The 25364-nt window shown below is 60.7% G+C and carries 23 protein-coding genes, 1 tRNA gene and 1 pseudogene; 9 read left to right on the top strand and 16 right to left on the bottom strand.

Annotation, left to right across the window (positions count from 1 at the left end; genetic code table 11):
- Positions 1-43: 43 nt before the first annotated feature.
- Positions 44-361 carry a DUF3288 family protein gene (locus NW855_RS00295; protein ID WP_011429642.1) on the top strand — a complete coding sequence of 106 codons (318 nt, stop codon included), beginning with the start codon at positions 44-46 and terminating at the stop codon, positions 359-361.
- Between the two features lie 91 nt (positions 362-452).
- On the opposite strand, the gene NW855_RS00290 is transcribed toward NW855_RS00295, so the two are convergent.
- Both NW855_RS00290 and NW855_RS00285 read right to left on the bottom strand, forming a co-directional pair.
- Positions 453-1010 carry a carboxymuconolactone decarboxylase family protein gene (locus tag NW855_RS00290; protein ID WP_011429643.1) on the bottom strand — a complete coding sequence of 186 codons (558 nt, stop codon included), beginning with the start codon at positions 1008-1010 and terminating at the stop codon, positions 453-455.
- A 73-nt stretch (positions 1011-1083) separates the two neighbouring features.
- Positions 1084-1335 (bottom strand): hypothetical protein, encoded by a 252-nt coding sequence (locus NW855_RS00285; RefSeq protein ID WP_011429644.1) that lies wholly within the window; start codon positions 1333-1335, stop codon positions 1084-1086.
- 71 nt (positions 1336-1406) lie between these two features.
- Here NW855_RS00285 and ureG point away from each other — a divergent pair.
- The 4 genes and pseudogenes from ureG (at position 1407) to NW855_RS00265 (ending at position 4530) form a co-directional block, all read left to right on the top strand.
- Positions 1407-2049 (top strand): annotated as a pseudogene (gene ureG / locus NW855_RS00280) (urease accessory protein UreG).
- Positions 2046-2849 (top strand): urease accessory protein UreD, encoded by an 804-nt coding sequence (locus NW855_RS00275; protein ID WP_099812369.1) that lies wholly within the window; start codon positions 2046-2048, stop codon positions 2847-2849. Before ureG ends, NW855_RS00275 begins: the two are co-directional and overlap by 4 nt.
- A 37-nt stretch (positions 2850-2886) precedes the next feature.
- Positions 2887-4401, top strand: a complete 1515-nt coding sequence (locus NW855_RS00270; protein WP_414508233.1) for a hypothetical protein — start codon at positions 2887-2889, stop codon at positions 4399-4401.
- A 49-nt stretch (positions 4402-4450) separates the two neighbouring features.
- A tRNA-Leu gene (locus tag NW855_RS00265) sits at positions 4451-4530 on the top strand.
- A gap of 324 nt (positions 4531-4854) precedes the next feature.
- Here NW855_RS00265 and NW855_RS00260 read toward each other — a convergent pair.
- The 4 genes from NW855_RS00260 to NW855_RS00245 all read right to left on the bottom strand — a co-directional run bounded on the left by NW855_RS00260 (position 4855) and on the right by NW855_RS00245 (position 10068).
- The gene (locus tag NW855_RS00260; RefSeq protein WP_414508239.1) at positions 4855-6597 is read right to left on the bottom strand and encodes an ArnT family glycosyltransferase; all 1743 of its coding nucleotides are present in this window, start codon (positions 6595-6597) and stop codon (positions 4855-4857) included.
- Positions 6598-7023: 426 nt separating this feature from the next.
- The gene (gene ftsY / locus NW855_RS00255) at positions 7024-8463 is read right to left on the bottom strand and encodes a signal recognition particle-docking protein FtsY (RefSeq protein ID WP_414402747.1); all 1440 of its coding nucleotides are present in this window, start codon (positions 8461-8463) and stop codon (positions 7024-7026) included.
- A 90-nt stretch (positions 8464-8553) separates the two neighbouring features.
- Positions 8554-9402: a formyltetrahydrofolate deformylase gene (gene purU, locus NW855_RS00250; protein WP_414402748.1), complete on the bottom strand. Its 849-nt coding sequence runs from the start codon at positions 9400-9402 to the stop codon at positions 8554-8556.
- Positions 9403-9720: 318 nt separating this feature from the next.
- Positions 9721-10068, bottom strand: a complete 348-nt coding sequence (locus NW855_RS00245; RefSeq protein ID WP_099884193.1) for a TatA/E family twin arginine-targeting protein translocase — start codon at positions 10066-10068, stop codon at positions 9721-9723.
- Positions 10069-10269: 201 nt separating this feature from the next.
- On the opposite strand from NW855_RS00245, the gene secA reads away from it, so the two are divergent.
- On the top strand, positions 10270-13125 hold the full coding sequence (gene secA, locus NW855_RS00240; protein ID WP_414402753.1) for a preprotein translocase subunit SecA: 2856 nt from the start codon (positions 10270-10272) through the stop codon (positions 13123-13125).
- A gap of 82 nt (positions 13126-13207) precedes the next feature.
- Here the strand turns inward: secA and NW855_RS00235 are convergent, their stop codons facing one another.
- The 6 genes from NW855_RS00235 to sixA form a co-directional block, all read right to left on the bottom strand.
- Positions 13208-13966 (bottom strand): PspA/IM30 family protein, encoded by a 759-nt coding sequence (locus NW855_RS00235; RefSeq protein ID WP_099884191.1) that lies wholly within the window; start codon positions 13964-13966, stop codon positions 13208-13210.
- A gap of 37 nt (positions 13967-14003) precedes the next feature.
- A complete protein-coding gene (locus NW855_RS00230) occupies positions 14004-14711 on the bottom strand; it encodes a polysaccharide deacetylase family protein (protein ID WP_414402749.1) in 708 nt (235 codons plus the stop codon).
- 12 nt (positions 14712-14723) lie between these two features.
- Positions 14724-17231: a DUF3656 domain-containing U32 family peptidase gene (locus NW855_RS00225; protein ID WP_414402750.1), complete on the bottom strand. Its 2508-nt coding sequence runs from the start codon at positions 17229-17231 to the stop codon at positions 14724-14726.
- Between the two features lie 156 nt (positions 17232-17387).
- Positions 17388-17513, bottom strand: a complete 126-nt coding sequence (locus NW855_RS00220) for a hypothetical protein (RefSeq protein WP_011429657.1) — start codon at positions 17511-17513, stop codon at positions 17388-17390.
- A gap of 31 nt (positions 17514-17544) precedes the next feature.
- On the bottom strand, positions 17545-18738 hold the full coding sequence (locus NW855_RS00215; protein ID WP_011429658.1) for an RNA-guided endonuclease InsQ/TnpB family protein: 1194 nt from the start codon (positions 18736-18738) through the stop codon (positions 17545-17547).
- 230 nt (positions 18739-18968) lie between these two features.
- A complete protein-coding gene (sixA, locus tag NW855_RS00210; protein WP_083759151.1) occupies positions 18969-19532 on the bottom strand; it encodes a phosphohistidine phosphatase SixA in 564 nt (187 codons plus the stop codon).
- A gap of 190 nt (positions 19533-19722) precedes the next feature.
- Here sixA and trxA point away from each other — a divergent pair, with 190 nt between their 5' ends.
- From trxA to NW855_RS00195, 3 genes are all read left to right on the top strand, one after another.
- Positions 19723-20064, top strand: coding sequence for a thioredoxin (trxA, locus tag NW855_RS00205; protein ID WP_011429660.1), 342 nt, complete (start codon positions 19723-19725; stop codon positions 20062-20064).
- Between the two features lie 132 nt (positions 20065-20196).
- On the top strand, positions 20197-21267 hold the full coding sequence (locus NW855_RS00200; RefSeq protein ID WP_414402960.1) for an LOG family protein: 1071 nt from the start codon (positions 20197-20199) through the stop codon (positions 21265-21267).
- Between the two features lie 22 nt (positions 21268-21289).
- Positions 21290-21970, top strand: coding sequence for a phosphoribosylanthranilate isomerase (locus NW855_RS00195; RefSeq protein ID WP_011429662.1), 681 nt, complete (start codon positions 21290-21292; stop codon positions 21968-21970).
- A 22-nt stretch (positions 21971-21992) separates the two neighbouring features.
- Here NW855_RS00195 and NW855_RS00190 read toward each other — a convergent pair whose 3' ends face one another.
- The 4 genes from NW855_RS00190 to rbfA form a co-directional block, all read right to left on the bottom strand.
- Entirely contained in the window at positions 21993-22868 is an 876-nt protein-coding gene (locus NW855_RS00190) for a helix-turn-helix domain-containing protein (protein ID WP_099812362.1), read from the bottom strand.
- A gap of 64 nt (positions 22869-22932) precedes the next feature.
- Positions 22933-23751: a pseudouridine synthase gene (locus tag NW855_RS00185; RefSeq protein WP_011429664.1), complete on the bottom strand. Its 819-nt coding sequence runs from the start codon at positions 23749-23751 to the stop codon at positions 22933-22935.
- 44 nt (positions 23752-23795) lie between these two features.
- Entirely contained in the window at positions 23796-24305 is a 510-nt protein-coding gene (locus tag NW855_RS00180; RefSeq protein ID WP_011429665.1) for a hypothetical protein, read from the bottom strand.
- Between the two features lie 359 nt (positions 24306-24664).
- Complete coding sequence (rbfA, locus tag NW855_RS00175; protein ID WP_414402961.1) at positions 24665-25114, bottom strand: 30S ribosome-binding factor RbfA; 450 nt, start codon at positions 25112-25114, stop codon at positions 24665-24667.
- Positions 25115-25364 lie beyond the last annotated feature (250 nt).

The following is a 25364-nucleotide window of genomic DNA, read 5'->3' as shown; positions in this document are numbered from 1 at the left end:
GCTCTTGATGACTCAGCTAACGTGAAAAAAAGGAGGGAGAGCAATGGCTGGTTCCCCTACAAACAGCTCCTCTCGACGGGAGCAGCAGCATCCGCAATACGACACCGATCGGGCTCTTCTCAACGAGCTGATGGCCCAAGTGCAGGAGAGCCCCCCCTCGGATTGGGTGCTGGCCGAAGTGGCCCGTCTGCGCATCCGCTACCACGGCTTTCCCGGCGCCTGGGATCTGCAGCGGGATTTGGATCAGATCTTGGAACAGTGGGGCCTGAGCGAAGAGGAGCTGTTTGCCCGCACCCGCCAGATCCACGCCCGCGGCCAGGTCTACGGCCGCAGCTTCAGTACACGGGATGACTGGGCCTAGGCAGCAGCCTTTATGGAAGGGTGTCTATCCTTCTGCCCCCTTTTTTGGCAAAAGAGGGGAGTTCCTCCATCCTTCATCAGCACCTGGGAAACTAGGAAGCCTGGAGCTGCTCGGCAAAGATGGGATCCAGAGGCACATCCAAAGCGGCGATGACCTTGGTCCAGAAGTTCATAAAGCCAATCCAGGCCGAGAGCTCCACCAGATCTTCGTCTGACCAAATGGTTTTGAGGCGGGCAAAGAAGCTGTCGGTCACCACCATGCTGGGCACGGTCATGCGCTCGGCGTACTCGATGGCCAGCTTCTCGGCTTCGGTGTAGAGGGCGCTGGTGCGGGCCTGGGCCACCGCGGCAATTTTGGCCGGGGAGGCGCCGTGTTTTTGCGCCTGCAGGGTGTGGTAGGGCAGGCAGTAGTGGCGGCAGCCGTTGATCTGGGCAATGCGGATGCTGACCAGCTCTTTTAGCTCCTCGGGCAGGTTGGGGTTGTCGGTGTGCAGCGCTCCGTACAGGTTCATCACCGCCCGCATCAGCTGCGGCTTGTGGGCCATTACCTGTAGCGGGTTGAGGGCGGTGCCATAGGTTTTTTCTAGGCTTTCGTAAACCTTCTGCAGTTGCTTGTCGGCTTTTTCCGGAGGAACAGGAGGGATCCGCATGGATGATCTGTAAAAAATTGCAGCATTCTCGACTTTAGCGCGTTTGGGGGATATCTCCTCCTGCCCGCCACAACTAATTGCCCAAGGACTGCTCGAGGGCTTCTACCTGCTGTTGGGTAGCTGTAGCCCCTTGGTTGAGGGTTTGCTGGAGCTGTTCCCGCGATTGGTAGATCTGCAGCGGCCCTCCCTGGGGGATCCCTTGCTGGGCGGCTTCTGGGCTGGCCTGCTCTGGACTTGGCTCTGAACTGAGCGGGTTGCGGTAGAGCCGGTTCACCACCAGAAAGCCCACCAGCACTACGGCAGTTGCCACCAAAAGTCGAACCATACCCGGATCCCTTGCAAGCGTCTAGTTCTAGAATGCCCAAAAAGAGTATCAGGTATCAGAGGTCGGGCAAAATGGCGCAGACTGCTCAGCCGGTGCGGGTTGGCATTGGCGGCCCGATGGGATCCGGGAAGACCGCCCTGGTGGAAAAGCTCTGTCTGGCACTGCGGGATCCCTTGTCTTTGGCCGTGGAGACTAATATACCCGCGAAGATGCCGAGTTTTTGGTGCGGGCCAAGGCGCTGGCGGCGGAGCGGATCATCGGCGTGGAGACCGGCGGCTGTCCCCACACGGCCATTCGGGAAGACGCCTCCCTCAACCTCGATGCCATTCAGGAGCTGGAGCGCCGCTTCTGTCCCCTGAATCCCATCTTGGTGGAATCGGGAGGGGATAACTTGGCGGCCACCTTCAGCCCAGAGCTGGTGGATGCCTGCATCTATGTTATTGATGTGGCCGAAGGGGACAAGATCCCGCGCAAGGGGGGCCGGGGATCACCCGCTCCGACCTGCTGGTGATCAACAGGATCGACCTGGCGCCCTATGTGGGGGCGGACTTGGGGGTGATGGAACGGGATGCCCGCCGCATGCGGGGAGACAGGCCCTTTGTCTTTACCAACCTGCGCACGGGCGAGGGACTGGATCAGATCCTGAGCTGGCTGAAGCGGGAGGTGCTCTTTTGCCCCATCCAGGCTAACTCCCCCTCTGTAAGCCGCCTGTGACCTTCGGCAAGGCCCTCTTGAAGATCAGCCGCCAAGGCGAACATGCCCGCATTTGGGAGTATTCTCAGGCCCCCCTGCAATGGCTGGGATCCCCCGGTGAGCCGCCCCTCTATTACCTGCGCAACCCCAACGGCGGCCTGCTGGGCGGGGATCGCCACCGCATCGCGATCGAGCTGGGGGCAGGCGCAGGGCTGGCAATTCGCACCCAGGGGGCAACCCGCCTCCACCCCGGCCTGATCCGGCAACAGGCCAAGGTCAAGCTGGCCCCCACCAGCCAACTGATCTGGATCCCTCACCCGACCATTCCCGGCGCAGGAGCAGACTTCCGCCAACAGGTGCAGATCGAGCTGGATCCCAGTGCCCGCCTGGCCTATGCCGAGATCTGGACGGCCGGGCGGCTGGCCATGGGGGAATGCTGGCAGTTTCGGCGCCTTTCCAGCAGCTTGCGGGTTTGGGTCGCTGCCGGGAGCCCATCTGCTAGCCGCCAGAAAAAGCTCTGGCTGCAAGAACACATCGATCTCCGCTTTCCCCACCAGCATGTCTCCACCGCGTCGGTGCTGGGATCCCATCTCTGCTGGGGATCCCTGTATTTGCTGGGGGACTGGCCGGAACCCACTTGGCCGACCGTTCACGTCAGCGGGACAGAATCCCCACACTGGCTGGTCAAGTCTCCGGATCCCGTCTGTCAGGGCTGGATCCTGCGCCAGGTGGGGCCACAGGCAGAGGCCATCTGGCAGCAGTTCGGCCAGGTTGTGCAACAGCTTGCCGCGGCCCAGAGAAGCTCAAGCCAGGGGTGGTAGGCTAGGGCTGGCTTCACCCGACCCGTTGCCCGAGATCATGAACGCGGCCCGACGCATTATCAAACGTTCTGTTCGCAAGGGACGAAGTCGCTGGCTGCTCCTCTACGAAAGAGGAATGGCTCTGCTGGCCCTGAGCAACCTGTGCTGGGTGCTCTTCGACCTCAGCTACGTGCCCTGGCGGGACTTTTGGCTCCAGGGGCGGGTGCAGATCTTCGGCGCCTTTGGCCCTCCCATTCCCCTGCCCATCCTCTCCCAACAGACCAGCCGCTCCCCGGTAACCGACCTGTATGACCCGGTGAAAGGCATTGAGCCCAACCCGGAAACCCAGCGCTACTTGGCCCTGGTGGATGAGCTGCGCCAGGTCACCCTGCGCTTTGGGGTGGAGTCGGAAGCGGCGGCGCCGCTCCTGGCCCGCTTGCGGCAACTGAGCGACGAGATGATCGAGACCAACCCCTTTCAGGCCGCCAACAAAACCGGCCAGTTTGTGCGCATCCTCAACTTGATGCGGGAGCACATCCCCGGAGCCGACTCGGCCAGGGCCGCCTTCGCCCGCTTCTGGACTGCCGAATACTTGGCCAGCGTCGATCCCAAAGACGGGATCGAATTTTTCCAGGCCCGGCTGCGCCCCCTCTTCGAGACCAACTACTCCCGCCCCATCGGCGAGAGCGGCAGCCCCGTGGACTTTTTTCCGCTGCTGGATTTTCCCTTTGTGTTGCTGTTTGGGCTGGAATTTGTCCTGCGCACGGTGGCCATCAGCCGCCGCTACACCGGCGTCAATTGGCTGGATGCCATGCTCTGGCGCTGGTACGATGTGCTGCTGCTGTTGCCCTTTTGGCGCTGGCTGCGGGTGATCCCCGTCACCATCCGGCTGGGACAGGCGCAGTTGCTGGATCTGGAGCGGGTCCGGGCCCAGGTAAGCCAGGGCTTTGTCACCAACTTCGCCGAAGACCTGACCGAGGTCATCGTCGTGCGGGTGATCAACCAAATCCAGGCATCCATCCAGCGGGGATCCCTGCCCCTGCTGCCGGCAGCCGATCCCTCCCGCAGCTACATCGACCTCAACGAGATCAACGAGCTGGAAGCCATTGCCAACCTGGTTTTTCGCACCGTCCTCTACCGCGTCTTGCCCCAGGTTCAGCCGGAGGTGGAGCAATGGCTCCGCTACAACCTGGATGGCCTGCTCAAACAACTCCCCGCCCTGCAAACCCTGGAACGGCTGCCCGGCCTCGGATCCCTGCCCAGCCAACTGACGGAGCGCCTGGCCGGCGAGCTGACCACCACCACCTACAAAGCCTTGACCAACAGCTTCGAGGATCCCGTCGGCTCCAAGCTGGTGGCCCAACTGTTGCGGCGATTTGGCGAAGTCTTGGCAGGTGAACTTACCCAGCAACATGCTCTGGATGAGATCCGCTCCCTGCTGCAAGACTTGCTGGAAGAGATCAAGATCAACTACGTAGAGCGCCTCTCCCAGGAAGATCTGGAGGAGGTGATGGAGCAAACCCGCAAGCTGCGGCAAAAAGCCCAGCAACTCGAGCAAGCCCGCGGCGCGTAGGGGTGGTTGACGAGGTTTCGCCGGTTCAGTAGGATAATGGTTCAAGCCTGGGCGAGTGGCGGAACTGGTAGACGCACCGCACTCAAAATGCGGCGGGAAACCGTGTCGGTTCGAATCCGACCTTGCCCATGGCAAAGCGACTCTAGCCTTGGCGTTTGCTCTTGAGAAGGAGCTGCCTCCATCGACAGGATCCCACTCCGGCAACTGGCTTTTCCGAGCTGCGTAAACTACCCGGCTCCGACCGCCCCCCCTTCCCTCCCAACCCCCCGTATACGGGGGGCAGGGGGATTGAGGGGGGTACAGTGCGGGGCTGCTGCGGCTTCTAGCTGAGGGGTTCCGGTTAGATGGCAGCCCAGAAGCCTGCAAAGCCGTGAAGGGTACCTTGCCGATTGCCTGGGGAACCTGGGCTCCTTTGGGGGATGGCAAGCTGGCGGTGGCCTTTGGGGTCTTTTGCTAGGGAGAGGGAGAAAGCTCCCCGCCGGCTGATCCCAAGCGGCGCACCAGTTGCCAACCCTCTACCTCGGCCAAAGGCTGCAGCCCCAAATCCTGGAGCGATAGCTGCTGAGCTTGGACGGGAGAGACCCACAGGTAATCCCCATGTTCTCCTGCTTGCAGGGCGGCGTCATCCACCCATCGCCCTGGGTTGGGGGTGTAAAAGGCGATGGCCTGGGCCTGACAGACATCTGGCAGACCACTGCGGCCAATGTCCACTACGGGGAAATCGCCCTTGTCAGAGCCCAGCATCTGTTTCCAGTCCAGCTGGGCAAAGGCGGGATTGAAATTGCCGAAGTCAGGCCGCAGAACAATGCTGACCATGGTGAGGATGCTGGCAGCTAGAAGCGTGCCCACCCAGAGTTCGCCGGCATAATGCAGCACCCGCCGCCAGCTCCAGATCGCTGGCAAGAGCAGATACAACAGGCCGATCGCCATCAATGGCCAAGCGTGGGGTTGGAGCAGACCCAGTCCCTCGACGTCCCGCCTGACGGCCACCCCCAAACCCAAAAGCAGGGTTCCCACCGCCGCCAGCCCCCAAGAGAGCACCTGGGCTAGGGGGGGTTTGTTTCGCCGAGAACCTCGTCCCGCTGTTGCCACCGAGCCGGTGCGGAGCGGAAACGGCAGAGCTTGATCGAGGACTACCCCCGCCAGGAGAGCCAGCCAGGGATAGAGCTGTACCGTGTAGTAGGGGGTTTTGGTGGGGTAGAGCTGCAAGAGCAAAAACAACAGCAGGGGGAAAGACCAAACCAGCAGGGTGGATCCCGGCTTTTGCCGCAGCAGCAGCCAGCCTCCCACCAAGGCCAAAACTGTCCAAGGGAAGCCATGGATCGGGATGTGCCAAAAGTAGTACCAGCCGCTGGCATCGGCATGGAAAGGTTCTCGCCCCAGATCCCACACCTTCCCCACCAAAGCAGCTAACACCTTTGGGCCGTGCACCCCTACAGCCGGCACTAGCCACAGGCCAAAGATCCCCAAGCCCAGGCCAATTGCCAGCCAAAATTGGGCAGATCCCAGCCAGTGCCGCCGCTGCTGCCACAGGTAGGGGATCAAAGCCACCGCCGGCAGCAGGATCATGGCGCTCTTCATCAAAAGGCCCAGTCCAAAGGCCACTCCCGCCAACCAGAACCAGCGCCGGTGGCCGCGGATGCCGTTCACTAGGCCTAGGATCCCCAGGAGCTCCAGGCAGGTTAGAGGCACATCCTGCCCCACCAGCCGCCCCTGCTGCACCCAGAGGTAGCAGAGGGGCAAAACCGCCATGCCCAAGAGGGCCGCCCGGGTTGGCAAAAAGGCTCGCCCAATCCAGCCCACCAGAGGAATAGAAAGCAGAGCCGCCAGGATCCCGGGCAGCCGCGCCGCCCATTCGTTGATGCCGTAGAGGGCAAAGCTGAGGGCCACGCTCCAGGTGAGCAGAGGGGGTTTCTCGAAAAAAGGCTCCCCCAAAAAAGTCGGCCCCAGCCAGTTGCTCCCCCGCAGCAGCTCGCGGGCCATCTGGGCATAAAAGCTCTCGTCGCAGCCGGCCAAACTGGGATCCGCCCCCGAGAGCACAAACAGCGGCACTGCCAGGCCCATGATCACCAGGCTCAGGCCCCAAAAGGACAGCAGGTGCGGGTCGCGGCGAAACTGCACAAAAGAGCTGGATCCGGGCAGGGATCCCCCGCCAGGAGAACTGCCCAAACGGTTGGGGTTGCCGAAAGGACGCATGAACAAGCCCTCTGGAACGACACCAAGTAGCCGCTCTGACCAGACTAAACTCTGCGACAAGGGATCTGGCCTTTTTTTAGCGCTACGCACCACTGACGCGAAGGGGAAGCTCCAGGGATCCAGAGGCGCTCTCCAGCTTATCTGCCAGACAGGTCAAGCCCTGAAACCAGCATGGGGTTGCAGGTGCAGTTCGACCATAGTAGAAGTTCTCCCCCGTCGGTGAACTCCCAAAACTCAGCCCTGGTGGATCGCAGCTCTTGGCAGATGCTCTCAACAGCCTCGACAACACCGAGGTGGCCACCAGTTCTTGCAGAGCCTCTGCATCCTTCCCGCCCCCACCGGTTTCAGGCGGCGAGGGCGACGCCCAACCCAATTGGGAGCTGTGGGTATCTCGTTCACGGTGGCTCTGCCCAGCAAGGGGCTGCCTCAATACTCACTTAGCAGAGCTTCCACAAACTCGTAGCTGGAAAAAGGCCGCAGGTCCTCCAGCCCTTCGCCGGCGCCGATAAAGCGGATGGGCAAGTGCATCTGCTGGGTAATGGCCAGGGCAATCCCCCCCTTGGCGGTGCTGTCCAGCTTGGTGAGGATGACGCCGGTTAGCTTGGCCACTTCGGCAAACACCTGGGCCTGGCGCAGGCCGTTTTGCCCTTGGGTGGCATCCAAGACCAAGAGGCTTTCCACCTTGGCTTCGGGAGCTTTCTTGTCAATGATGCGGCGGATCTTGGCCAGCTCCTCCATCAGGTTTTTCTTGTTTTGCAGGCGGCCTGCCGTATCCACCAGCAGCAGCTCCGTACCTCTGGCCTTGGCGGCGTTGATGGCATCAAACACCACGGCTGCCGGGTCGGCATTGGGAGACGGGTTGGCGATGACCTCCACCCCCGCCCGTTCTGCCCAGATCTTGAGCTGCTCGACGGCAGCAGCGCGGAAGGTATCGGCGGCAGCAATTAGACACTGGTAGCCGGACTCGCGGGCCACATGGGCAATTTTGCCGATGGTGGTGGTCTTGCCCACCCCATTCACGCCGACGATCAGCCAAATGTTGAGCCTGCCCCGCTGCGGCGCAAAGGTGGGATCCCCTACTGTCAGCATCTGGCGCATCTGCTGCTTGAGGTACTTCACCGCCTCCTCGGGGGGCACCACCTCCTCGCGCATGCGTTTTTGCAGGGCCTGGATGATCTGCTCAGTGGCCTCAACTCCCACATCCGCCTGCAGCAGCATCGTCTCAATTGTTTCGACCGCCTCTTGATCAAGAGGCCCCCGGCCTATTAGAGCCTTTAACTGGTTGATCAGGTTGAGGCGGGTTTTGCCCAAGCCTCGCCGCAGCTTTTGCAGCCAGGAGATCTCTTCTACGGAGATCTCTTCGGGCTTGCGCCCTTGGGCTGCCAGGATCTCGGCTGACCAGCGAAAGCCCTCGTCGAAAACCACCTCTTCCGCCGCCGGCTCTGGGGGCGGGGCAGCCACGGCTGCCGCCATTGGCTCCGGTTCCTCCACAGCGGTTGCCTTTAGGGCTTGCAGGCGCTCGGCAGCACGGGGGGCCAGATCAAAGAAGGAGGCCGCAGCAGCCGACTGCTCAGGAGGCGATGGGGGAGAGACTGCCTCAGTTGCTGCAACTGCTGGGGCAGAGCCCTCGCTTGCAGGCGATTCTGCTGCAGGGGTGGCTGGGGAGACAACCTTTGCTTGAGTGGCTTGGGCAGCAGCTCGCGCTTTCAGGTTGGCATAGGCGGCCTTGGCAAAAGCCAAATAGTCCTCCGGCGACATCGCTGCCGACTCTGCCGCTGGGGGAGGCGTCGACTCGGCATTTGGGGGAGAAGATTCTGCTTCGCCCTTGAAGTCGGTGTAGCGACGGCGAAACCAATCGAAGGCCATAATCCCACCTCTACTTTTGTTTTCCAGTTTGGCAGAGCAGCTCTCTTTCGGGAGCGCGGCTCTGCAATCCTGGGGAACGGCGCAGCTCCTTCAAGCGAACACCACAGTCTTGTTGTGGTAGACCAGCACGCGATTTTCCAGGTGATAGCGCACGGCCCGGGCCAGGACTAGGCGCTCCATGTCGCGGCCCTTGCGAATGAGGTCGGCTACTGTGTCGCGGTGACTTACCCGCACCACGTCCTGCTCGATGATCGGCCCTTCGTCCAGCTCCTCGGTGGCGTAGTGGGCGGTGGCGCCGATGATCTTGACGCCCCGCTGGTGGGCGCGCTGGTAGGGGTTGGCGCCGGCAAAGGCAGGCAGGGTGGAGTGGTGAATGTTGATCACCGGCGGCGCCTGGCGGAGCAGCCACCCGCTCAGCACCTGCATGTACTTGGCCAAGACCACCAGGTCAATGCGATATTCCTGCAACAGGGCGAGCTGGCGGGCCTCTGCCTCGGCCTTGTTCTCCGGAGAAACAGGGATGTGGTAGTAGTCAATGCCAAAAGAGCGGGCCAGCGGCTCCAAATCGGGATGGTTGCTGATGATCAAAGGAATCTCCGCCAGCAGCTCCCCAGCCCTCTGCCGCCAGATGAGATCCAGCAGACAGTGGGGCTGCTTGCTAACCCACACCGCAATGCGCCGGCGCGTGTCGGAAAAATGCAGCTCCCAGTTGGCCTGGATCCCGCGGGCAATCCCAGAGAAAGCGGGGACAATCTCCGAGCGTTCCAAGCGAAAGCCCTCTAGGTCCCACTCGATGCGGCTCAGGAACAGCCCTGCCTCGAGATCTGTGTGGTGGTCGGCGTGAAGAATGTTGCCGTCGTAACTGTAGATAAAGTTAGAGAGCTTGGCTACCAGCCCTTTTTGATCGGGGCAAGAGACCAACAGGGTGGCCATGGGCATAGAGGCGCAAAGAGCTCGCCCCTTTACCCTAGGGCCTGGATCGGTCTCCGAGCAAGCACCCCTGGCCAAGGGGTTTCAGTCCTGTCGGTTGATCTCCTGCAACAACCAGGGATCCACCGGCCGACCATCCCAACGCCTGAGGTCGATGCGAATCCCCATCGTCGCCGAGGAGCCGGCAGGGGGCAGCTCCTGGTGAGATCTCGGAGTCGGAGGGGTTTTGGCCGTGTTGCCGCAGCCCGGCTGCTACCTCCGCCGGAGCAAAACGAACAGGTGCGTGATCTCCATGCCGAAACAGAGCAGGTTGCAGCGGGGCATAGACTAGGCAGCATCCGCCGTTGACGAGCCCTCGGACGGGGATGCGGCGGCCACAGGCTCTGCTTCGGCAGCCGGCTTTGTGGACGGGTCGGCTGTGCCGGTCGAGTTGGTTTGGGTTGGGGCTGGAGCTGCTGTTTTGGCGCCCTTGGGAGCGGCTGTGCGGGCGGCCTTTTCCAGCTCCTCGGCTTCCTGGGTTAACTGGGCCTCAAACTCTCTGGCGGCATCCTGCAAGCTGCGCAAGGTTTTGGCTAGGGCACGGCCAATCTCCGGCAGCTTGCGCGGCCCAAACACCAAGAGGGCCACCGCAAAGATAACCAGCATTTCCGGCAGTCCAACGCCTAGAAAGTTCATAAGCCCTGGGATCCCTTCGCTTCCCTAGCCTGACATCTTCTTGCCCTTGGCCGCAAGCACTTTCCCCCCTCCAGGGCTTGGGGCTTTCTTGGCAAAGGGCTGTTGCCGTCTTGGCTGGGCTGGCCGGCCAAGCCAATTGGAATGGTAAAATTGCGCTATATCGCTACTTTAATGATTGGCCTAGGCTTGCCCATGCTCCAAATTCTCCAGAAGCTCCTTGGGGATCCCAACGATCGCAAGATCCGCAAGTACCTGCCTGTTGTCAAGCTGATCAACTCGCTGGAGATTGAGATCGCCTCCCTTTCGGATGCGGAGCTCAGGGCCAAGACCACCGAGTTTCGCCAGCGCTTGGATAGAGGGGAGTCCCTCGACGATCTCCTGCCCGAGGCTTTTGCAGTGGTGCGGGAAGCGGCCAAGCGGGTTCTCAACTTGCGCCACTACGATGTGCAGCTCATTGGCGGCATGGTGCTGCACGAGGGCCAGATTGCCGAGATGAAAACTGGCGAAGGGAAAACCCTGGTCGCCACCTTGCCTGCCTATCTCAACGGCCTGACCGGGAAAGGGGTTCACATCGTTACTGTCAACGGCTACTTGGCCCGGCGGGACTCGGAGTGGATGGGGCAGGTGCACCGCTTCCTGGGCCTGACCGTCGGCCTGGTGCAAGAGGGCATGTCCACCGACGAGAAGCGGCGCAGCTACCACTGCGACATCACCTACTGCACCAACAGCGAGCTGGGCTTCGACTACCTGCGGGACAACATGGCCACCGACATCAAAGAGGTGATGCAGCGGCCCTTTAACTACTGCATCATCGACGAGGTGGACTCCATCCTCATCGACGAGGCCCGCACTCCCCTGATCATCTCCGGCCAGATGGCCCGCCCCTCCGAAAAATACCTCAAGGCGGCTCAGGTGGCGCGGGAGCTGATCCGGGACGAGCACTACGAGGTGGACGAAAAAGCCCGCAACGTCATCCTCACCGACGAAGGGTTTGAGGCGGCGGAGCGGCTGCTGGGGGTCTCCGACCTGTTCGATCCCAAGGATCCCTGGGCGCACTTTGTCTTTAATGCAGTGAAGGCCAAGGAGCTCTTCATCCGGGATGTCCACTACATCGTCCGCAACCAAGAGGTGGTGATCGTGGACGAGTTCACCGGGCGGGTGCTCCCCGGTCGCCGCTGGTCGGACGGGCTGCACCAGGCGGTGGAGGCCAAGGAGGGGGTGCCGATTCAAAACGAGAGCCAAACCCTGGCCACCATCACCTACCAAAACCTCTTCCTGCTCTACCCCAAGCTCTCCGGCATGACAGGCACTGCCCGCACCGAGGAAGCCGAGTTCAGCAAAACCTACAACCTAGAAGTCACGGTGATCCCCACCAACCGGCCCATTCGCCGCAAAGATGCCCCCGATTTGGTGTACAAGACCGAAAACGCCAAGTGGAAAGCGGTCGCCGAGGAGATTGCCCACATGCACGCCCAGGGGCGCCCTGTTTTGGTGGGAACCACCAGCGTGGAGAAATCCGAACGCCTCTCGGCCATGCTCAAGGAAATGGGGATCCCCCACAACCTCCTCAACGCCAAACCGGAGAACGTGGAACGGGAGGCGGAAATCATCGCCCAGGCAGGACGCAAAGGTGCTGTAACCATTGCTACCAACATGGCCGGGCGGGGCACGGATATTATTTTGGGCGGCAATCCGGAGTACATGGCCCGCCTCAAGCTGCGGGAACGGCTGATGCCCAAGCTGGCCCAACTGGACGCCGACAACCCCCTGGGATCCGTTCCCATGGTGGGACGGGGCGGTGGGCAAGGGTTTGGCGGAACCTCGCCCAAGCCGAAAAAATCCTGGACGGTGGTCTCTCCCAACTTTTACCCCTGTGAGCTGTCGGCCCGCACCAGCCAGGCTTTGGACGAGGTGGTGGCAGCCGCAGTGGCCAAGTACGGGTTGAACCGTCTGCCGGAGCTGGTGGTGGAAGATCTCATCGCGGTGGCCTCGGAGAAGGCGCCGGTGCAGGATCCTCTGATCTTGCAACTGCGGGAGGTCTACAACAGCATCAAGGCCGAGTACGAAAAGGTCACAGAGGCCGAACACGAGGAGGTGGTGCGGCTGGGGGGCTTGCATGTCATCGGCACGGAGCGCCACGAGTCCCGCCGCATCGACAACCAGTTGCGGGGCCGCGCCGGACGGCAAGGAGACCCTGGCTCCTCGCGCTTTTTCCTCAGCCTAGAAGACAACCTGCTCAAGATCTTCGGTGGCGAGCGGGTGGCCAAGCTGATGGACATGTTCCGGGTAGACGAAGACATGCCCATCGAGCACCCGCTGCTTTCCAGCAGCCTGGAGAACGCGCAGCGCAAGGTGGAAGTGTATTACTTTGACCTGCGCAAACAGGTGTTCGAGTACGACGAGGTAATGAACAACCAGCGGCGGGCCATCTACTCGGAGCGGCGGCGCATCCTGGAAGGGGAGAACCTCAAACCCAAGATCCTCGACTACATGCGCAAGACCGTTGAAGAGATCGTGCGGGCCCACGTCAACCCGGAGCTGCCGCCGGAAGAGTGGGAAATCGACAAGCTGACCGCCAAGATGCAGGAGTTTGTGCCCCTGCTCAAAGAGAACCTCAAGGCCGACGACTTGCGGGATCTCTCCTATCAGGAAATCCTAGACCACCTGATCAAGCAGGCGGAGCTGGCCTACGAGGCCAAAGAGGCTTTCTTGGATACGTTCGAGCCCGGCTTGATGCGGAAGGCGGAGCGCTTTTTCCTGTTGCAGCAGGTGGACACCCTCTGGCGGGAGCACCTGCAGCAGATGGAGGCCTTGCGGGAAGCGGTGGGCCTACGGGGTTATGGGCAACGGGATCCCCTCATCGAATACAAGAACGAGGGCTACGAGCTGTTCCTGGAGATGATGGACAACATCCGCCGCAACACGGTCTACAACCTGTTCGTTTTCACGCCCCAGCTCGTGCAAGTGCCACAGGTGGCACAAGCCGTCCCGGCGCAGGCAGTGGCTGCCAGCCCCGAGACCGGTGGGGTGGTGGAGGCCGATTTCGCCGAGGACTAGGTTTACCCTATCTCCTGGGAACGACACCTCAGCGTAAGGAAAAGCCCCGACAAGGCGGAGCAATAGCCAGAAGGGATCCCCACTATTGGGGAAGCCGCTTCTCGAAATCCAGATCCGGCAAGGGCAGATTGGCCGAGCCGCCTCCTTGGCCGGTGAGCATGGCCAGGCGGCGGGAGACCTCGTCGTCGAGGGCCATTTCGTCCAGTTGGGCGGCAAGTTGCTCGCTGCGATCCTCGGAGAGCTCGCTCAGGGCGCGCGCCTTGAGCTGGCGAGCTTGGATGGCGTTCTTGGCCGCCTCGAATTGGGACTTGGCCGAGTCAATGCTATAGGCGTTGTTAACGCGGGTCATCTGTTCAAGGGCTTTGTTCACCTCGTAGATGTCTTTGAGGTTGCTCAGCTCGCTCTTGTAGGCCGCCAGCCGCTCTTTTTCGCGGGCCAGCTTTTGCTTGGCAGCGGTGACGTAGCGCTCTGCTGTTTCCACATTCTCCTTAAGCGGGCCGAGAATCGCTTCAATGCGCAGCGCTTCTGCCATGGCCAGGCGGGCGGCTTCTTGATCCCCCCGTTGGGCGGCCAGGCGGGCTTTGTTCTCCAGGGCCCGGTACTCGCGCACCTTTTGCATGTATTTCTGTTCGGCGCGCTGGTAGGCGGCCACCTGGGTGGCGACGGCTTCGGTGAGGCGTTGCACCGTTTCTTGCATGGCCCGCAGCGATTCTTCTGCCACCATCACCGCCCCTGTGCCGCCCTTGTCCACTGGGATCCCCCACAGCCAGTTCCAAGTGCCGACAATAACGCTGCCGGCCCGCTGCCCAAAAATGCCGTAGATGATCTTGCGCGCGCCCATGGCTTGCCTCCTTGTCGATGGCTGACTCCTACTGTATTCAATCTTTTCCGCAACTGGGAAGGTCTGCGGGATCCGGCAGGCCGGCAAAGTCAAACCCCTCTTCTCTCAAGGCCGGGATCAACTGGCGCGTTACCTCGGCTACTTGGGCTCCCCCCTGGACACCATCATGGAGCACGATGAGGGAGCCGGGCCGGACTTGGTTGAGCACCCGCTCCACCACCACGGCCACCGGCGGGCAGAGCCAATCCTCCGGCACCACACTCCACATCACCGGTAAATACCCCCAGGAGCGCAAGTCAGTTAGCGTCCGGGGCCAGAAGAGACCGTTGGGGGGGCGCACGGCCCGATACTCTTCTGGGGTGCCGCCACAGGCAGCCACGAGGGTATCCTGGCTGCGTCGCAAGCTCTGTAGCAGTTCGCCTCGGCTAAGCTGGGTAAACGAGCGGTGCTGCCAGCCGTGCAGGCCAATGCCGTGGCTCTGTTGGCGGATTTTCCGGGCCAGGTGGGGCCAGCGCTGCACCCGTTCCCCCAACACAAAGAAGGTGGCCGGCACCTGAAACTCCTGCAAAACCCGTAAGAGAGCTGGCGTGTGCTGCGGGTGGGGGCCGTCGTCAAAGGTAAGGGCCACCTGCTGCTTAGGATGCGGGGGCAGCTCCCAGAGAGCCTCCGGGAAAAGAGTCTTCAGGCTCCGGTGCAGGAGGGGGTAGAGGGCGGGGGGGAGCATCTGCTGCGGCGAAAAGAGCATGGGCGTCCCTCGTCAACTTTCCAGAGAACCGCGTGTTACCCCTAGCTGGCTGTGGAGCTTCAGCTGGCGCCACAGTTGAGAGCCACTCATCTGGCCCTGAAGGAGTTGCTGGTAACAACGCAGAGTTTGTTGGATCTCCGCAGGAGACTCCTGGAGGAACTCGATGCGCAGATAGCGCAGCCCCAGATCCAGCAGTTTTTGCACATATTCTGCCCCAGTCTGGGCTTTGCCGTTGTAGAGGGTGTTGCGACAGCCGGCATCCGCTTTCAAGATGTGCTCCACATTGGCCCTATCCCTTAGCTTTACCTGGTGTTTTTCGCAGGGGCGACCACAGTTGGTGTAATCCGTGCCGCTGGAGAGAAAGGCGCAGAAGACGCAGTGCTCCATGTGGAACATGGGCATGTGCTGGTGGATGGTAACCTCGTACCAGTGGGCGGGGCCGGCCTCCAGCAGGGATCCCAGTTGCTCGTGGTTGAGGTCATAGGAGGCGGTCAGGCGCTCCAGGCGGTAGCGGGTTTTCAAGTAATGGGCGGCGAGGGGATTGGCCACGTTCAAGGAAAAATCGCCAATGCAGCGCTGGTTGGCAAAAAAGCGCAGGTGGTCGTAGTTGCGCACCAGGTAGCCATCGGCTCCTGCCGCCAACACTTGTTTTAAAATCCAGGTCTCTCCCGGCTTGGTGATGCGGGGTGGGGCCGCCCACAGCTCCACCTCAGGGTGAGCAGCTTTGGTAGCGCGGATAACTTCTCGGTAGCGACGGGGATCCTCAAACTCCAGGTAGATCTGCCGGATGCCACAGGCAAGCGCCGCCGGCACCTGCTCCGGCTCCCGCACCAACACCACTAGCTGGGGCGATCCCAGCTCGGCTTGCTCCTGGGGCGGCAGCAGGTCTTGCCAGCGGGCTTCAGGATTGAGCTGCCAGCGGCGGGGCCGGGCCCGCAGCGCTTGCAACTGCTCCACCGCCTGGCGCCGCATCTGGTTGAGGACGCTGACCGGCAGCATCACCTCTCCCTCCAGGGCGTTGTGCAGGGATCCCAGCCGGAAGGGCGTGCCCCCTAGGCGGCCCAGTTGCTGCCGCAGCTTCTCGTCGGTGAGGGGCTGCTGGCGAGCGGGTTGCAAAGGCAGTGGGGAATCCACCTGCACCACGTGGCCCTCTTCGTCCCGTAGGATCAGGGTCAGTGGCAGTCCAGCCTGGCCGTGCACTTCCAGGTGGATGGGGCGTTGAAAGCGAGGCTGATCCCCGGCATAGCTCTGGCGCAGGCGCTTTTCTAGCTCCGGGTCGCTGGTCTTCCAGAGGCGATCCCCCACCCGCAGGCGTTTGCAGTCAACGGCCCCCCGGGCAAAGCCGAGCCAGGCCAACCCCTGCCTCTCCTGCACGCAGTAAACCCGCCCTCCTTGCTCGGGCAGCTCCGGCTCTCCCTGGTCAAAGACCACCCCATCCCCCGGCTTGAGGGGGGCTTCTAGGCGCACCCCCACCTGATCCCCTTCGATCTTCAGCACCTGCCCCAGGTAAACCCCCCGCTTTTTGCCAAAACGGGCGTGTACCAGCTCCTGGTTGTTGATGCCCCGCAGCCAGCCGGTGGACAAGCCGCGGGAAAAGCTCATCTCCAGCTCATACCATTCCTGGGCTGAGGGCTGCCACGCCTGCCCTGCCCCCAGAGCGTCCAAGGCCCGCCGATAGATGCGCGTTACATTAGCTACATATTCCGGCGATTTCAGGCGGCCTTCAATTTTCAAACAGTGGATCCCCAGCTTGACCAGCTCCGGCAGCACCTCCAGCCCGGCCAGATCCTGGGGGCTGAGTAAATACCGCTTCTCGCCCAAGTCGCGCCGGATCCCGTCCACCACCAGCTCATAGGGCAGGCGACAGGCCTGGGCGCATTCTCCACGGTTGGCCGAGCGTCCTCCCAGGGCTTCGCTGGTCAGACATTGCCCGGAGTAGGCCACGCAGAGGGCCCCATGGACAAACACCTCCAGAGCAATTGGGGATCCCCTCTCTTCCAGATGGGCGCGGATCTTGGCTATTTCCTTGAGGGAACACTCCCGCGCCAGCACCACCACCTCGCAGCCCAGCTCGGCGGCAAACTCAGCTCCCACGCCGCTGGTGACAGTCATCTGCGTCGAGGCGTGGATGGGGAAATCGGGAGAAAGATGCCGAACCAGGCGGGCAATGCCGACATCCTGCACAATGACCGCGTCTACTCCCGCTGCTGTCATCGCGCGGATGTACCGTTCCGCCTCCTCCAGCTCCTCGGGAAAGACCAAGGTATTTAAAGTTACGTAGCCCCGCACCCCGCGCCGGTGCAGCCAGGCCATCAGCTCCGGCAAATCCGCTTCGGTGAAGTTGCGGGCGCGCAGGCGAGCGTTGAACCGTTCCAGCCCGAAATAGATGGCATCGGCTCCGTTTTCCACCGCCGCCTTTGCACACTCCCAATCCCCCGCTGGCGCAAGCAGCAGCGGCAGCTCGGCGGGCAAGGCCGCCGCCAGACGTTCGGTTTTGAGGGAACTTATCGAAGCGCTCATGAGAAGAACCCTGAGAAAAAACAAGGGATCCTCTCCCATTCAAAAGCAAAAAACCTGAGAGCAGGATCCCCCTTGCCTCAGGCCAAGCCCTACTGCCGGCGGGCCCTTGACAACGCAAAAGACCGAGGTCTCAGAAAGCCTCAGACCGTCCGCCAACTACAGCGCTAGCAGCACATTCAGGATCCCGGTGAGAATGGCACTGAACAGGGCCAGCGTAATGTAGCGGCCAACAGCCGGGTCTTCCCCCAGGAGCCGGTCGGAGGCGCTGATGGTAAAAAACAAAGACCACGCGTAAACTACCCGGCTCCGACCGCTAAGCGGTACGGAGCGGGCTTTCAGTAGCCCTGAGCCTGTTCTGCTCTACCAGAGAACAAAACAGGCCCGAACCTCTAGGCTGGTTTACGACAGCCCCCAAAAGCGCAATCACATTCGCACCATTCAAATCCGCATCCCCTTCCCATCCACAGTGCCCACACTTGAACGACTTGCCACTGCGGTAGGATTGCGCAGGATCGGGATGGATGTGTAAACATTTGTGACAGGTCTGCGACGTGTAGGCAGGCGGCACAAGAACCAGAGAAACCCCTGCAACTCTCGCCTTGTATTCCAGAAACTGGCGTAGCTGGTAGAACGCCCAACTGTTGGCCCTGCGCCGCTCGGTTTTGCTGCGTGGCTGTTGATTGACCCTTTCCCGGATCCCTGTCAGGTCTTCCAGGGCGATAGCGCTGTTGGTAGCTTTTGCCCTAGAGACAATAGCTTTAGAGATGCGATGATTGACCCACGCCTGAAAGCGCCTCTCCTTGCCAGACAGCCGTTGCAACAGTTCTCTGCATCTGCGCCGCGAACTGCGGGTGCCCTTACTGGCTTTGCGTTGGAGTACCGCCCTCAACCGGGAGTAGTGGTCTCGGACTTTGTTCAACTGCTGTCCATTCCAGTTGTCCCCCTCTGACGTATGGGCAATATCTGTCCTCCCCAAGTCCACCCCGATCACCTTGTCGGTATCTTGTTGCTTGGGTGGCTTTTTCTCTACGCAAATCTGGATGTAGTAGGAGCCATCCTTCCGCTGGACTAGGGTGGCAGCTTTTGGGTTAGAACCAGCCAGCATTCCCCTCTGGTAGTTACCAATGGCTAGCTCAAAGCGTTCTCTCCCTTCAACCGTGGTCAGCGACACCGTCCAGTCTTTCTCGCGGAATGAAAAGATACGTGCGTCGTAGGTAACGAACCTACGCTTGAACTCTTTAACCGGACGGTTGCGCTGTCTCGCCACTTTGCGAGCGCCTGCCACCCGTCTGCACACCTGTTGAGCCAAGTTACTGGACAAGCCGAACCGGGCCCGGATTTCGCGGTAGCACAGAGACTGGAGCTTAACGGCGTTGGCGACTTTCTCGGGTGTGTTTTGGTTGACCCAGTTCAAGGCTTGGCCAAAAGCCTCCAAAGTCGCGTCCAATTTGGCGGCTTGCGACGGGGACACCTTGAGCTTGCAGGATATGGTCAGGACTTGGCTCATAAGTTCATTGTACTTCATCAAAGCGCATTCCTCCCGACACTGACCCTACGGGTACAGTGCGGGGCTCCTGCGATTTCTAGCTGAGTGGCGTTGATGGTCTCAAACTGGTTGAATTCAGGGGTGAAGATCTTAGCCATCGTGAAATGCTCCCTACGCCTGGGTGTTTGTACCACCTTAACAAAAGTTAACGCTAGCTGCCACGTTCGCACAGCTACATCAGGGGGGCAGAGTCAGCGCAATATCACTTTGGGAGAAAGCAACAACGTCAGGGATCCCTGGCAATAGTCGATACGGCCTTCTGCAAAGCGCACCTGGGCCAAGCCTGCCTTTTTGAGGGTAATGGCCTGGGGATTGGCCGGCTGCAGGCCAATAGCCGCCTGTATCCACAGGCTCAGATCCGGCTGGTGGCCGACCAAGGCCAGAGACGTGAAGGGATCCCGCTCCGCCTGCCAGCGCACCAGGTCGGCGAAGCTGCCGTCCGGGGCCAGCGGCTCAAACACTTCTAGAGCTTCGGCCAAGTTCTCGTCGAAAAAAATCTCCGCCGTCTGCCGCGCCCTCACAAGGGGACTGGTGAGCAGGAGATCCCACTTCCAGCCCATATCCTTGAGTTGGCGGGCAATTTTGCGGCAGCGCTTGCGTCCCTCATCGGTCAAGGCGCGAAAAGCGTCCTCCACTCCCGCTTGCGCTTCTTCGGCTATGCCGTGGCGAATAAAATCCACAGCCACTTCCTGGACGGAAGCCCGCTTCTCGGCTTCAGCCTGATTGCTTCCCTCTGGCCCGAGCTCAAATGTCATCGGCCCTTGCACGCTTTCTCACTCCTTCAGTCCAGAATACCCCGCTCGGCTTGGAAAAAGCTCGCCTGTTCAGCCTGACCCTCCGGCAGAAAATTGCAGGCGCCTGCTGCGGCCTAAAACAAAAGCCCAGAAAGTTGTGATAGAATTGCTTGAAGTGACAGGTATGTACTGTTTCAGGAGTTCTCCAAGCATGTCTGCAGCAATAGACGTCGCTGATGCTACCTTTGAGGCAGAGGTGCTGCGTAGCGATATTCCGGTCTTAGTGGATTTCTGGGCGCCCTGGTGTGGCCCATGCCGGATGGTGGCTCCTGTGGTTCAGGAGATAGCCGAGCAGTATGCCGGCAAGGTTAAGGTTGTGAAAATTAATACAGACGAGAATCCCCAAACTGCCAGCCAGTATGGCATTCGCAGCATTCCCACTTTGATGCTCTTCAAGGGAGGCCAGAAGGTCGATGTGGTAGTCGGCGCTGTGCCCAAGGCAACTCTAACGACAATTCTGGAGAAGCACTTCGACACGCCTGCCGAGAGCTAAGGTCCTAGCAGGAGGAGCGGCCCTCAACGCTTCAGAGCGCTATGTTTGGATCCGGGGGTAAGGCCTAAGTAGCATTTAGCGTCGATAGCCTATTGCAGTAAAAAGTAATGACAGAGAACTCTGGATTCTGGCTTGGCTGATTCCCTTTCTTCTCTTCTCCAGGAAGTTTTCTCCAACGCCGAGACTCGTCTGAAGCAGTTGGAGCATCACCCCAACCGGACGGCTTGGCTGCGCGTTTTGCAGTCGCTGCAGCGGATGGGATCTCTGAATCTCAGCCGCCTGGACGCTAAGATCCTAGCGGCCACGCTTGAGGATCTGGAGCAGGGCTTTGCGGCCTTCCAGAACTATGTCCATCAGCGCAAGGTAACAGTTTTTGGGTCGGCACGGGTAGGGCCGGACAGCCCGGAATACCGCCAGGCACAGTTGTTCGCCCACTGCATCAGCCAGCGAGGGTTCATGGTGCTGACGGGGGGCGGCGGTGGGATTATGGAAGCCGGCAATCGGGGCGCAGGGCTGGAAAACTCGTTTGGGCTGAATATCCAGCTTCCCTTCGAGCAGATGGCCAATCCTGTGATTGCCGCCAGCGATCGGGTAATTAACTTTAAGTATTTCTTTTCACGCAAGCTCTTTTTTGTCAAAGAAACCGATGCGCTGGTGCTTTTCCCCGGTGGCTTTGGTACGCAGGATGAGGCTTTTGAATGTCTGACCTTGATGCAAACCGGCAAAACCAAGCTCATGCCCTTGGTGCTGGTGGACAAGAAGGGCGGTTGCTACTGGAAAGAATGGGATGAATATGTGCGGGAGCATCTACTCAGCCGCGGCCTGATCAGCCCGGAAGATCTCTTCTTATACACCTTAACCGACGATGTAGGGGACGCCTGCCAGCAGATCCTAGATTTTTATCGCATCTTTCACAGCAATCGCTATGTGCGGGAACTGCTGGTTTTGCGCTTGAATGCCAAGCTCTCGCCCCAGGCTCTGGATATCTTAAACGAAGAGTTTGCCGACATTCTCGACTCGGGCCGGATCGAGCAAACCGAGGCTTTGCCGGAAGAAGCAGAGGAAGAGATTGCCCATCTGCCGCGGCTGGTGATGCACTTTAACCAGCGTAACTTTGGACGGCTGTGGCAAATGGTGCGCCGGATCAACACGCTTCATCCAGCACAGCCGGATCGTCTGCAAATGCGCCCCGACCAAAAGTAGGGGATTGTCGGAAGGGATCCCAATGGGCCGGTTGTTTGTCAAAATCTGCGGCATCACCCGCCAGGATCAAGCGGAGGCTATCGCCGCGCTGGGGGTGAGCGCTCTTGGGTTTATCGCAGTGCCCAACACGCCGCGCTATTTGCCTCTCTCCCAGGCCCGCTGGCTTGCCTCCCTACCCCGCCATGTGGAAAAGGTGGGGGTCTTTGTGGATCCGGATCCCCGTACCATTGCCACCTGGGTGGAAGTGGGCGGCCTCACGGCTGTTCAGCTCCACGGCCGGGAATCGCCAGAAGAGTGCCGGCAACTGGGAGAATGGCTCCCTGGCATTCGCCGCATTAAGGCCCTGCGCATTCGCCACCTGGCAGATCTGGAGGCAGCCCACCTCTACGGCGACTGTGTGGAGGCTCTGCTTCTGGACGCCTATCACCCCCAGCGTGCGGGTGGCACTGGGCAAACCCTCAACTGGCCAGAGTTGGCCCACCGCTCTCTGCCCTTGCCCTGGCTCCTGGCCGGTGGCCTCACCCCAGACAATGTTCTGCAGGCCCTCAGCCACCTCCAGCCCAGCGGCATTGATCTCTCCAGCGGTGTGGAACGCCAGCCGGGCGACAAAGATCTGCACAAAGTCTGGCGTCTGCTGCAGCAGTTGGAATCCCAAGGGTGGCAAATCGCTTCTGCCCTACCTCAACCCAATCAAGGCCTTTAGCCCCTCCGTCCGAGCCGGATCCCTATTGCAAGGATTGGAAGGATTGAATGTCTAGCCCCGGCTCAAACATCAGCTCTTTCACCTCTCCAAACCTTCCCATCACTCCCAGATCGCGGTCGTTGAAGGTCACCAACACCCCGCCGGCATTGCCGGCGCGCAGCACAATCGATCGCTCGGCTTCCCAGTTCAGCTCCGCCCCCGGCTGCAGGGTGGCCTCAAAAACGGTTTGTCCATCGGCAATGACTCGTAGCCAGGAGGGACGCTCTACCACGCGAATATCAAGGCGCACCGGCTTGCGCGGCGGGGCCTCCAACACGTCGGGGAAAACCCCCTGGATGCGCGTCCACTGATCCAGTGTGGGAAACATCTGGCGAAGGGTCGGTTCTGGGCTGCGCCCAGGGGAGTCAGCTGCTCGCGGCTGCGACTGGGATCCCTCGCCGCTTTGTAGGCTGGCCAGCCAATGCCCAAAGGGGTTGCCCGTGCCGTCCAAAAGAGCCGACAGCCCTCCCACCGCCAGCACGACCAGCACCACATAGGCGGCCCAAAGGTGAAAGGGGCGCAGGGCAAAGGCCGGCTGTTCGCCAACAGCAGTAAGAGGAGGGAGCGCATGGGGCGTTTTGGCAGATAGGAGTGGCAAAGCTTGCCGAGATAAAGCCTCGCCATCCAGCCCCAGATAGTTGGCATAGCGCTTAATGAAGCCTTGCACGTAAACCGGCTCCGGCAGCCGACTCAAGTCTGCTTCCTCCAGGGCCTGCAGATATTGGGAGCGGATGAATGTATCGTTGGCTACATCTGTCAACGTCAGCCCCCGTGCCTCTCGTGTTTGCCGCAACAGGGATCCCAGGGCTTCCAATCGCGTTAGCGGGACCGAGTCCTTAGAGCGTTCCGACTCTTGCATCGTTCGGCTACCTGCGGAAGAGAGGAGGCTAGTGTGAGATTGTGCGCACAGTTCCCACAGCTAATTATGAAGAGGGACGGAAAGAGTGCAAAGAGGCGCTTCTGAACAGAGCCAAGCTGTCGGTACCGGCAAGAGGGGCTAGCAGAGCCTGAACCTCTTGGGGCTCCAATAGGCGGAACTGACCTGCCTTTAGGTTTCCGAGGTGCAGCGGGCCGATTGCTTCCCGATGCAGCCTGAGCACCGGATGCCCCAGCTGCTCCGCTACGCGCCGAATTTGCCGGTTGCGCCCCTCAAACAAAACCACCCTCAGCCACGAGGAATTGGCATCCTGCCTATACCCAAAGTTGGGAGCAGGGCAGAACTCCACCTCTGCCGGCAGAGTGGTGTACCCCTCTAAGTTTACTCCGTCTCGCCACTGTTGCAGGGTAGCCCGGCTCGGACGCCCCTGTACCTGCACCCGATAGATTTTGGGCAGATGATAGCGCGGATGGGTCAGCTTCAGCGTCAGGTCGCCATCGTTGGTGAGCAGCAGCGCCCCACTGCTGTCTGCATCCAGTCGGCCCACGGGATAAAGGCGGATCTGCCGGTTCCAGGGCGGGGGAAGCAGATCCAGCACCGTCTTGCGCCCCCACGGATCCTTGCAGGTTGACAAAACCCCCAGGGGCTTGTGCAGGAGCAAAACGTAGCGGGCTGGATCCCCGAAAGGGATCACCCGTCCATCCACCTCGACGCGATCCCGTTCGGGATCGGCTTTAAAGCCCAGCTCGGTGACCACCTTCCCGTTCACCCGAATGCGCCCGGCCAGGATCCAGGCTTCCACCTGGCGACGGGAGGCCAGCCCCTGTTGAGCCAAGAGCTTCTGGAGCCGTTGGGGTGTCGCCATAGGCATGGGGTCACAAGAGAAACAGCGATCGGAGAACGGGGCTGCTAGGCAGCAGAGTCTTCGGATTTCGAGAGCAGATCCGGCAGTTCCGCAGGACTGGAGGCCAATAGCAGCATTTCTGACTTCGACCCTGAGCTATCTCCCAGGGAATAGCTGAGGCCACAATCAAATTCTTCTGCCAGCCGGCAGACTTCCTTGAGATCTCCCACCGACCAAATGCTCCAACTGCTCCGAATCTGGTTATCCACCCACACTTGCACGCGGTTGCCTTCGATGTGAATGATGCGCTTGGGGTTGGCTTCTGAGGCCCGGCCTGTAGACTCAACCAAGGCCTCCGGCCCGCTGACGCCAACGGAAGATTTTTGCCTCAAAGCCCCCAGAGCAGCCATTAACTGCGGCAGAGCCAGTAAAAGGTGCTGGGTGGCTTGTTGGGGTTGCCCTTTCAAGCAGGAAACCAAAGCTTCGGCAACACTCTGGTTCAGAGCTTGCAGAGCTTGGAGTGGAGTAGCACCCGCTAAAGCGGGATCCGGTTGCAGTGGGCTTTGAACATCCATGAAAAGGCAGAAAAGGCACAAACCGCAACTTTACAGCCCTTTCGCCGGTTTACGGCAGCGACGGTGCTGCCCATTGGGGCAGAAGGCCCCGGTTGGCGTAAGCATGCCGCCGACATTGAGCCCTGTACAGATGAGATGGCCGGGGAAAAGGCCGTATGGCTTCCTTAAGCCTAACAAATCCAAAAACTTCTCCGTGAGACAACATTGCTTTGAGGTTGTCCGCATCGCTGCGAAGCCAAGGCCTCTCCGGTCCACTTGGTCATTCAGGTAGGTTCTTTTCTCGCTTGTGCAAAGCAGGCGGAGCTTTAGCGCAGATCCCCCAGGTTGGCACGAAAGTGGGCAACTCTTAAAGCGAGCAACTATTCTTGTTCGCTCAATTCGTCTTCTTCACCCCCAGGGGTGTCCGCCATCCTTCCCTCAACCCCAGGGTGGGATCCCTCCTGTTGTTGGGCCTCAGCGGGCTGTCTCAGTTGGTTGAGCAGGGCCAGAACCCGGGATCCCCGCTCCAAAGAGCGATCCTGCAAAAACACCACCGTCGGCACCCGTCGCAGGCCGAGGCGCTGACCGATTTCCCGCCGCACGAAGGGAGTGGCGGAAGCCAGCCCCTCCATGGTCTGCTGCTGGGCCGCTTCATCGCCATAGATGCTGACGAAGATGCGGGCATTTTGCAGGTCATTGGAAACCTCTACGTCCACAATGCTGACCATCCCTGCCCCCACCCGGTCATCTTTGATCTCCGAGAGCAGGATTTGGCTGACCTCCCGTTTGATCAGCTCGGCTACCCGTGCCACCCGTCGCGCTGTCGCCATTTTTCTGTCCCTAGGTTCCTATCTTCTGCAAACTTGCTCTGGCCGGTTGCCGGCGGCTCCTTAGGTGGTGCCAGCTTCTCCTCGCCATGTCCTCAGAACAGTAGCAGATGCTACGCGCCTCTTCTCCTTCCCCCTCTATTCTGGGTCCATGTCCACCCTATCTTGAGTATGAATACGTGACGTACTCCCGCACTCATGCTGACGCATAGAGTGCAGGCTTCCCAGTGACTCCTGCCCAATGGCAGGACAT

This window comes from Synechococcus sp. RC10B2, assembly GCF_047502635.1.
This window is presented reverse-complemented; position numbering and strand designations above follow the sequence as displayed.

Bases quoted from the DNA above. Each gene is read 5' to 3' on its own strand.
- NW855_RS00245 (WP_099884193.1), bottom strand. From the start codon at position 10,068: ATGAACTTTCTAGGCGTTGGACTGCCGGAAATGCTGGTTATCTTTGCG.
- NW855_RS00235 (WP_099884191.1), bottom strand. From the start codon at position 13,966: ATGGGCGCGCGCAAGATCATCTACGGCATTTTTGGGCAGCGGGCCGGC.
- NW855_RS00215 (WP_011429658.1), bottom strand. From the start codon at position 18,738: ATGAGCCAAGTCCTGACCATATCCTGCAAGCTCAAGGTGTCCCCGTCG.
- rbfA (WP_414402961.1), bottom strand. From the start codon at position 25,114: ATGGCGACAGCGCGACGGGTGGCACGGGTAGCCGAGCTGATCAAACGG.
- NW855_RS00285 (WP_011429644.1), bottom strand. From the start codon at position 1,335: ATGGTTCGACTTTTGGTGGCAACTGCCGTAGTGCTGGTGGGCTTTCTG.
- NW855_RS00180 (WP_011429665.1), bottom strand. From the start codon at position 24,305: ATGGATGTTCAAAGCCCACTGCAACCGGATCCCGCTTTAGCGGGTGCT.
- NW855_RS00185 (WP_011429664.1), bottom strand. From the start codon at position 23,751: ATGGCGACACCCCAACGGCTCCAGAAGCTCTTGGCTCAACAGGGGCTG.
- NW855_RS00260 (WP_414508239.1), bottom strand. From the start codon at position 6,597: ATGCGTCCTTTCGGCAACCCCAACCGTTTGGGCAGTTCTCCTGGCGGG.
- purU (WP_414402748.1), bottom strand. From the start codon at position 9,402: ATGCCCATGGCCACCCTGTTGGTCTCTTGCCCCGATCAAAAAGGGCTG.
- NW855_RS00295 (WP_011429642.1), top strand. From the start codon at position 44: ATGGCTGGTTCCCCTACAAACAGCTCCTCTCGACGGGAGCAGCAGCAT.
- trxA (WP_011429660.1), top strand. From the start codon at position 19,723: ATGTCTGCAGCAATAGACGTCGCTGATGCTACCTTTGAGGCAGAGGTG.
- NW855_RS00195 (WP_011429662.1), top strand. From the start codon at position 21,290: ATGGGCCGGTTGTTTGTCAAAATCTGCGGCATCACCCGCCAGGATCAA.
- NW855_RS00290 (WP_011429643.1), bottom strand. From the start codon at position 1,010: ATGCGGATCCCTCCTGTTCCTCCGGAAAAAGCCGACAAGCAACTGCAG.
- NW855_RS00190 (WP_099812362.1), bottom strand. From the start codon at position 22,868: ATGCAAGAGTCGGAACGCTCTAAGGACTCGGTCCCGCTAACGCGATTG.
- NW855_RS00230 (WP_414402749.1), bottom strand. From the start codon at position 14,711: ATGCTCTTTTCGCCGCAGCAGATGCTCCCCCCCGCCCTCTACCCCCTC.
- NW855_RS00225 (WP_414402750.1), bottom strand. From the start codon at position 17,231: ATGAGCGCTTCGATAAGTTCCCTCAAAACCGAACGTCTGGCGGCGGCC.
- NW855_RS00270 (WP_414508233.1), top strand. From the start codon at position 2,887: ATGAACGCGGCCCGACGCATTATCAAACGTTCTGTTCGCAAGGGACGA.
- ftsY (WP_414402747.1), bottom strand. From the start codon at position 8,463: ATGGCCTTCGATTGGTTTCGCCGTCGCTACACCGACTTCAAGGGCGAA.
- sixA (WP_083759151.1), bottom strand. From the start codon at position 19,532: ATGACATTTGAGCTCGGGCCAGAGGGAAGCAATCAGGCTGAAGCCGAG.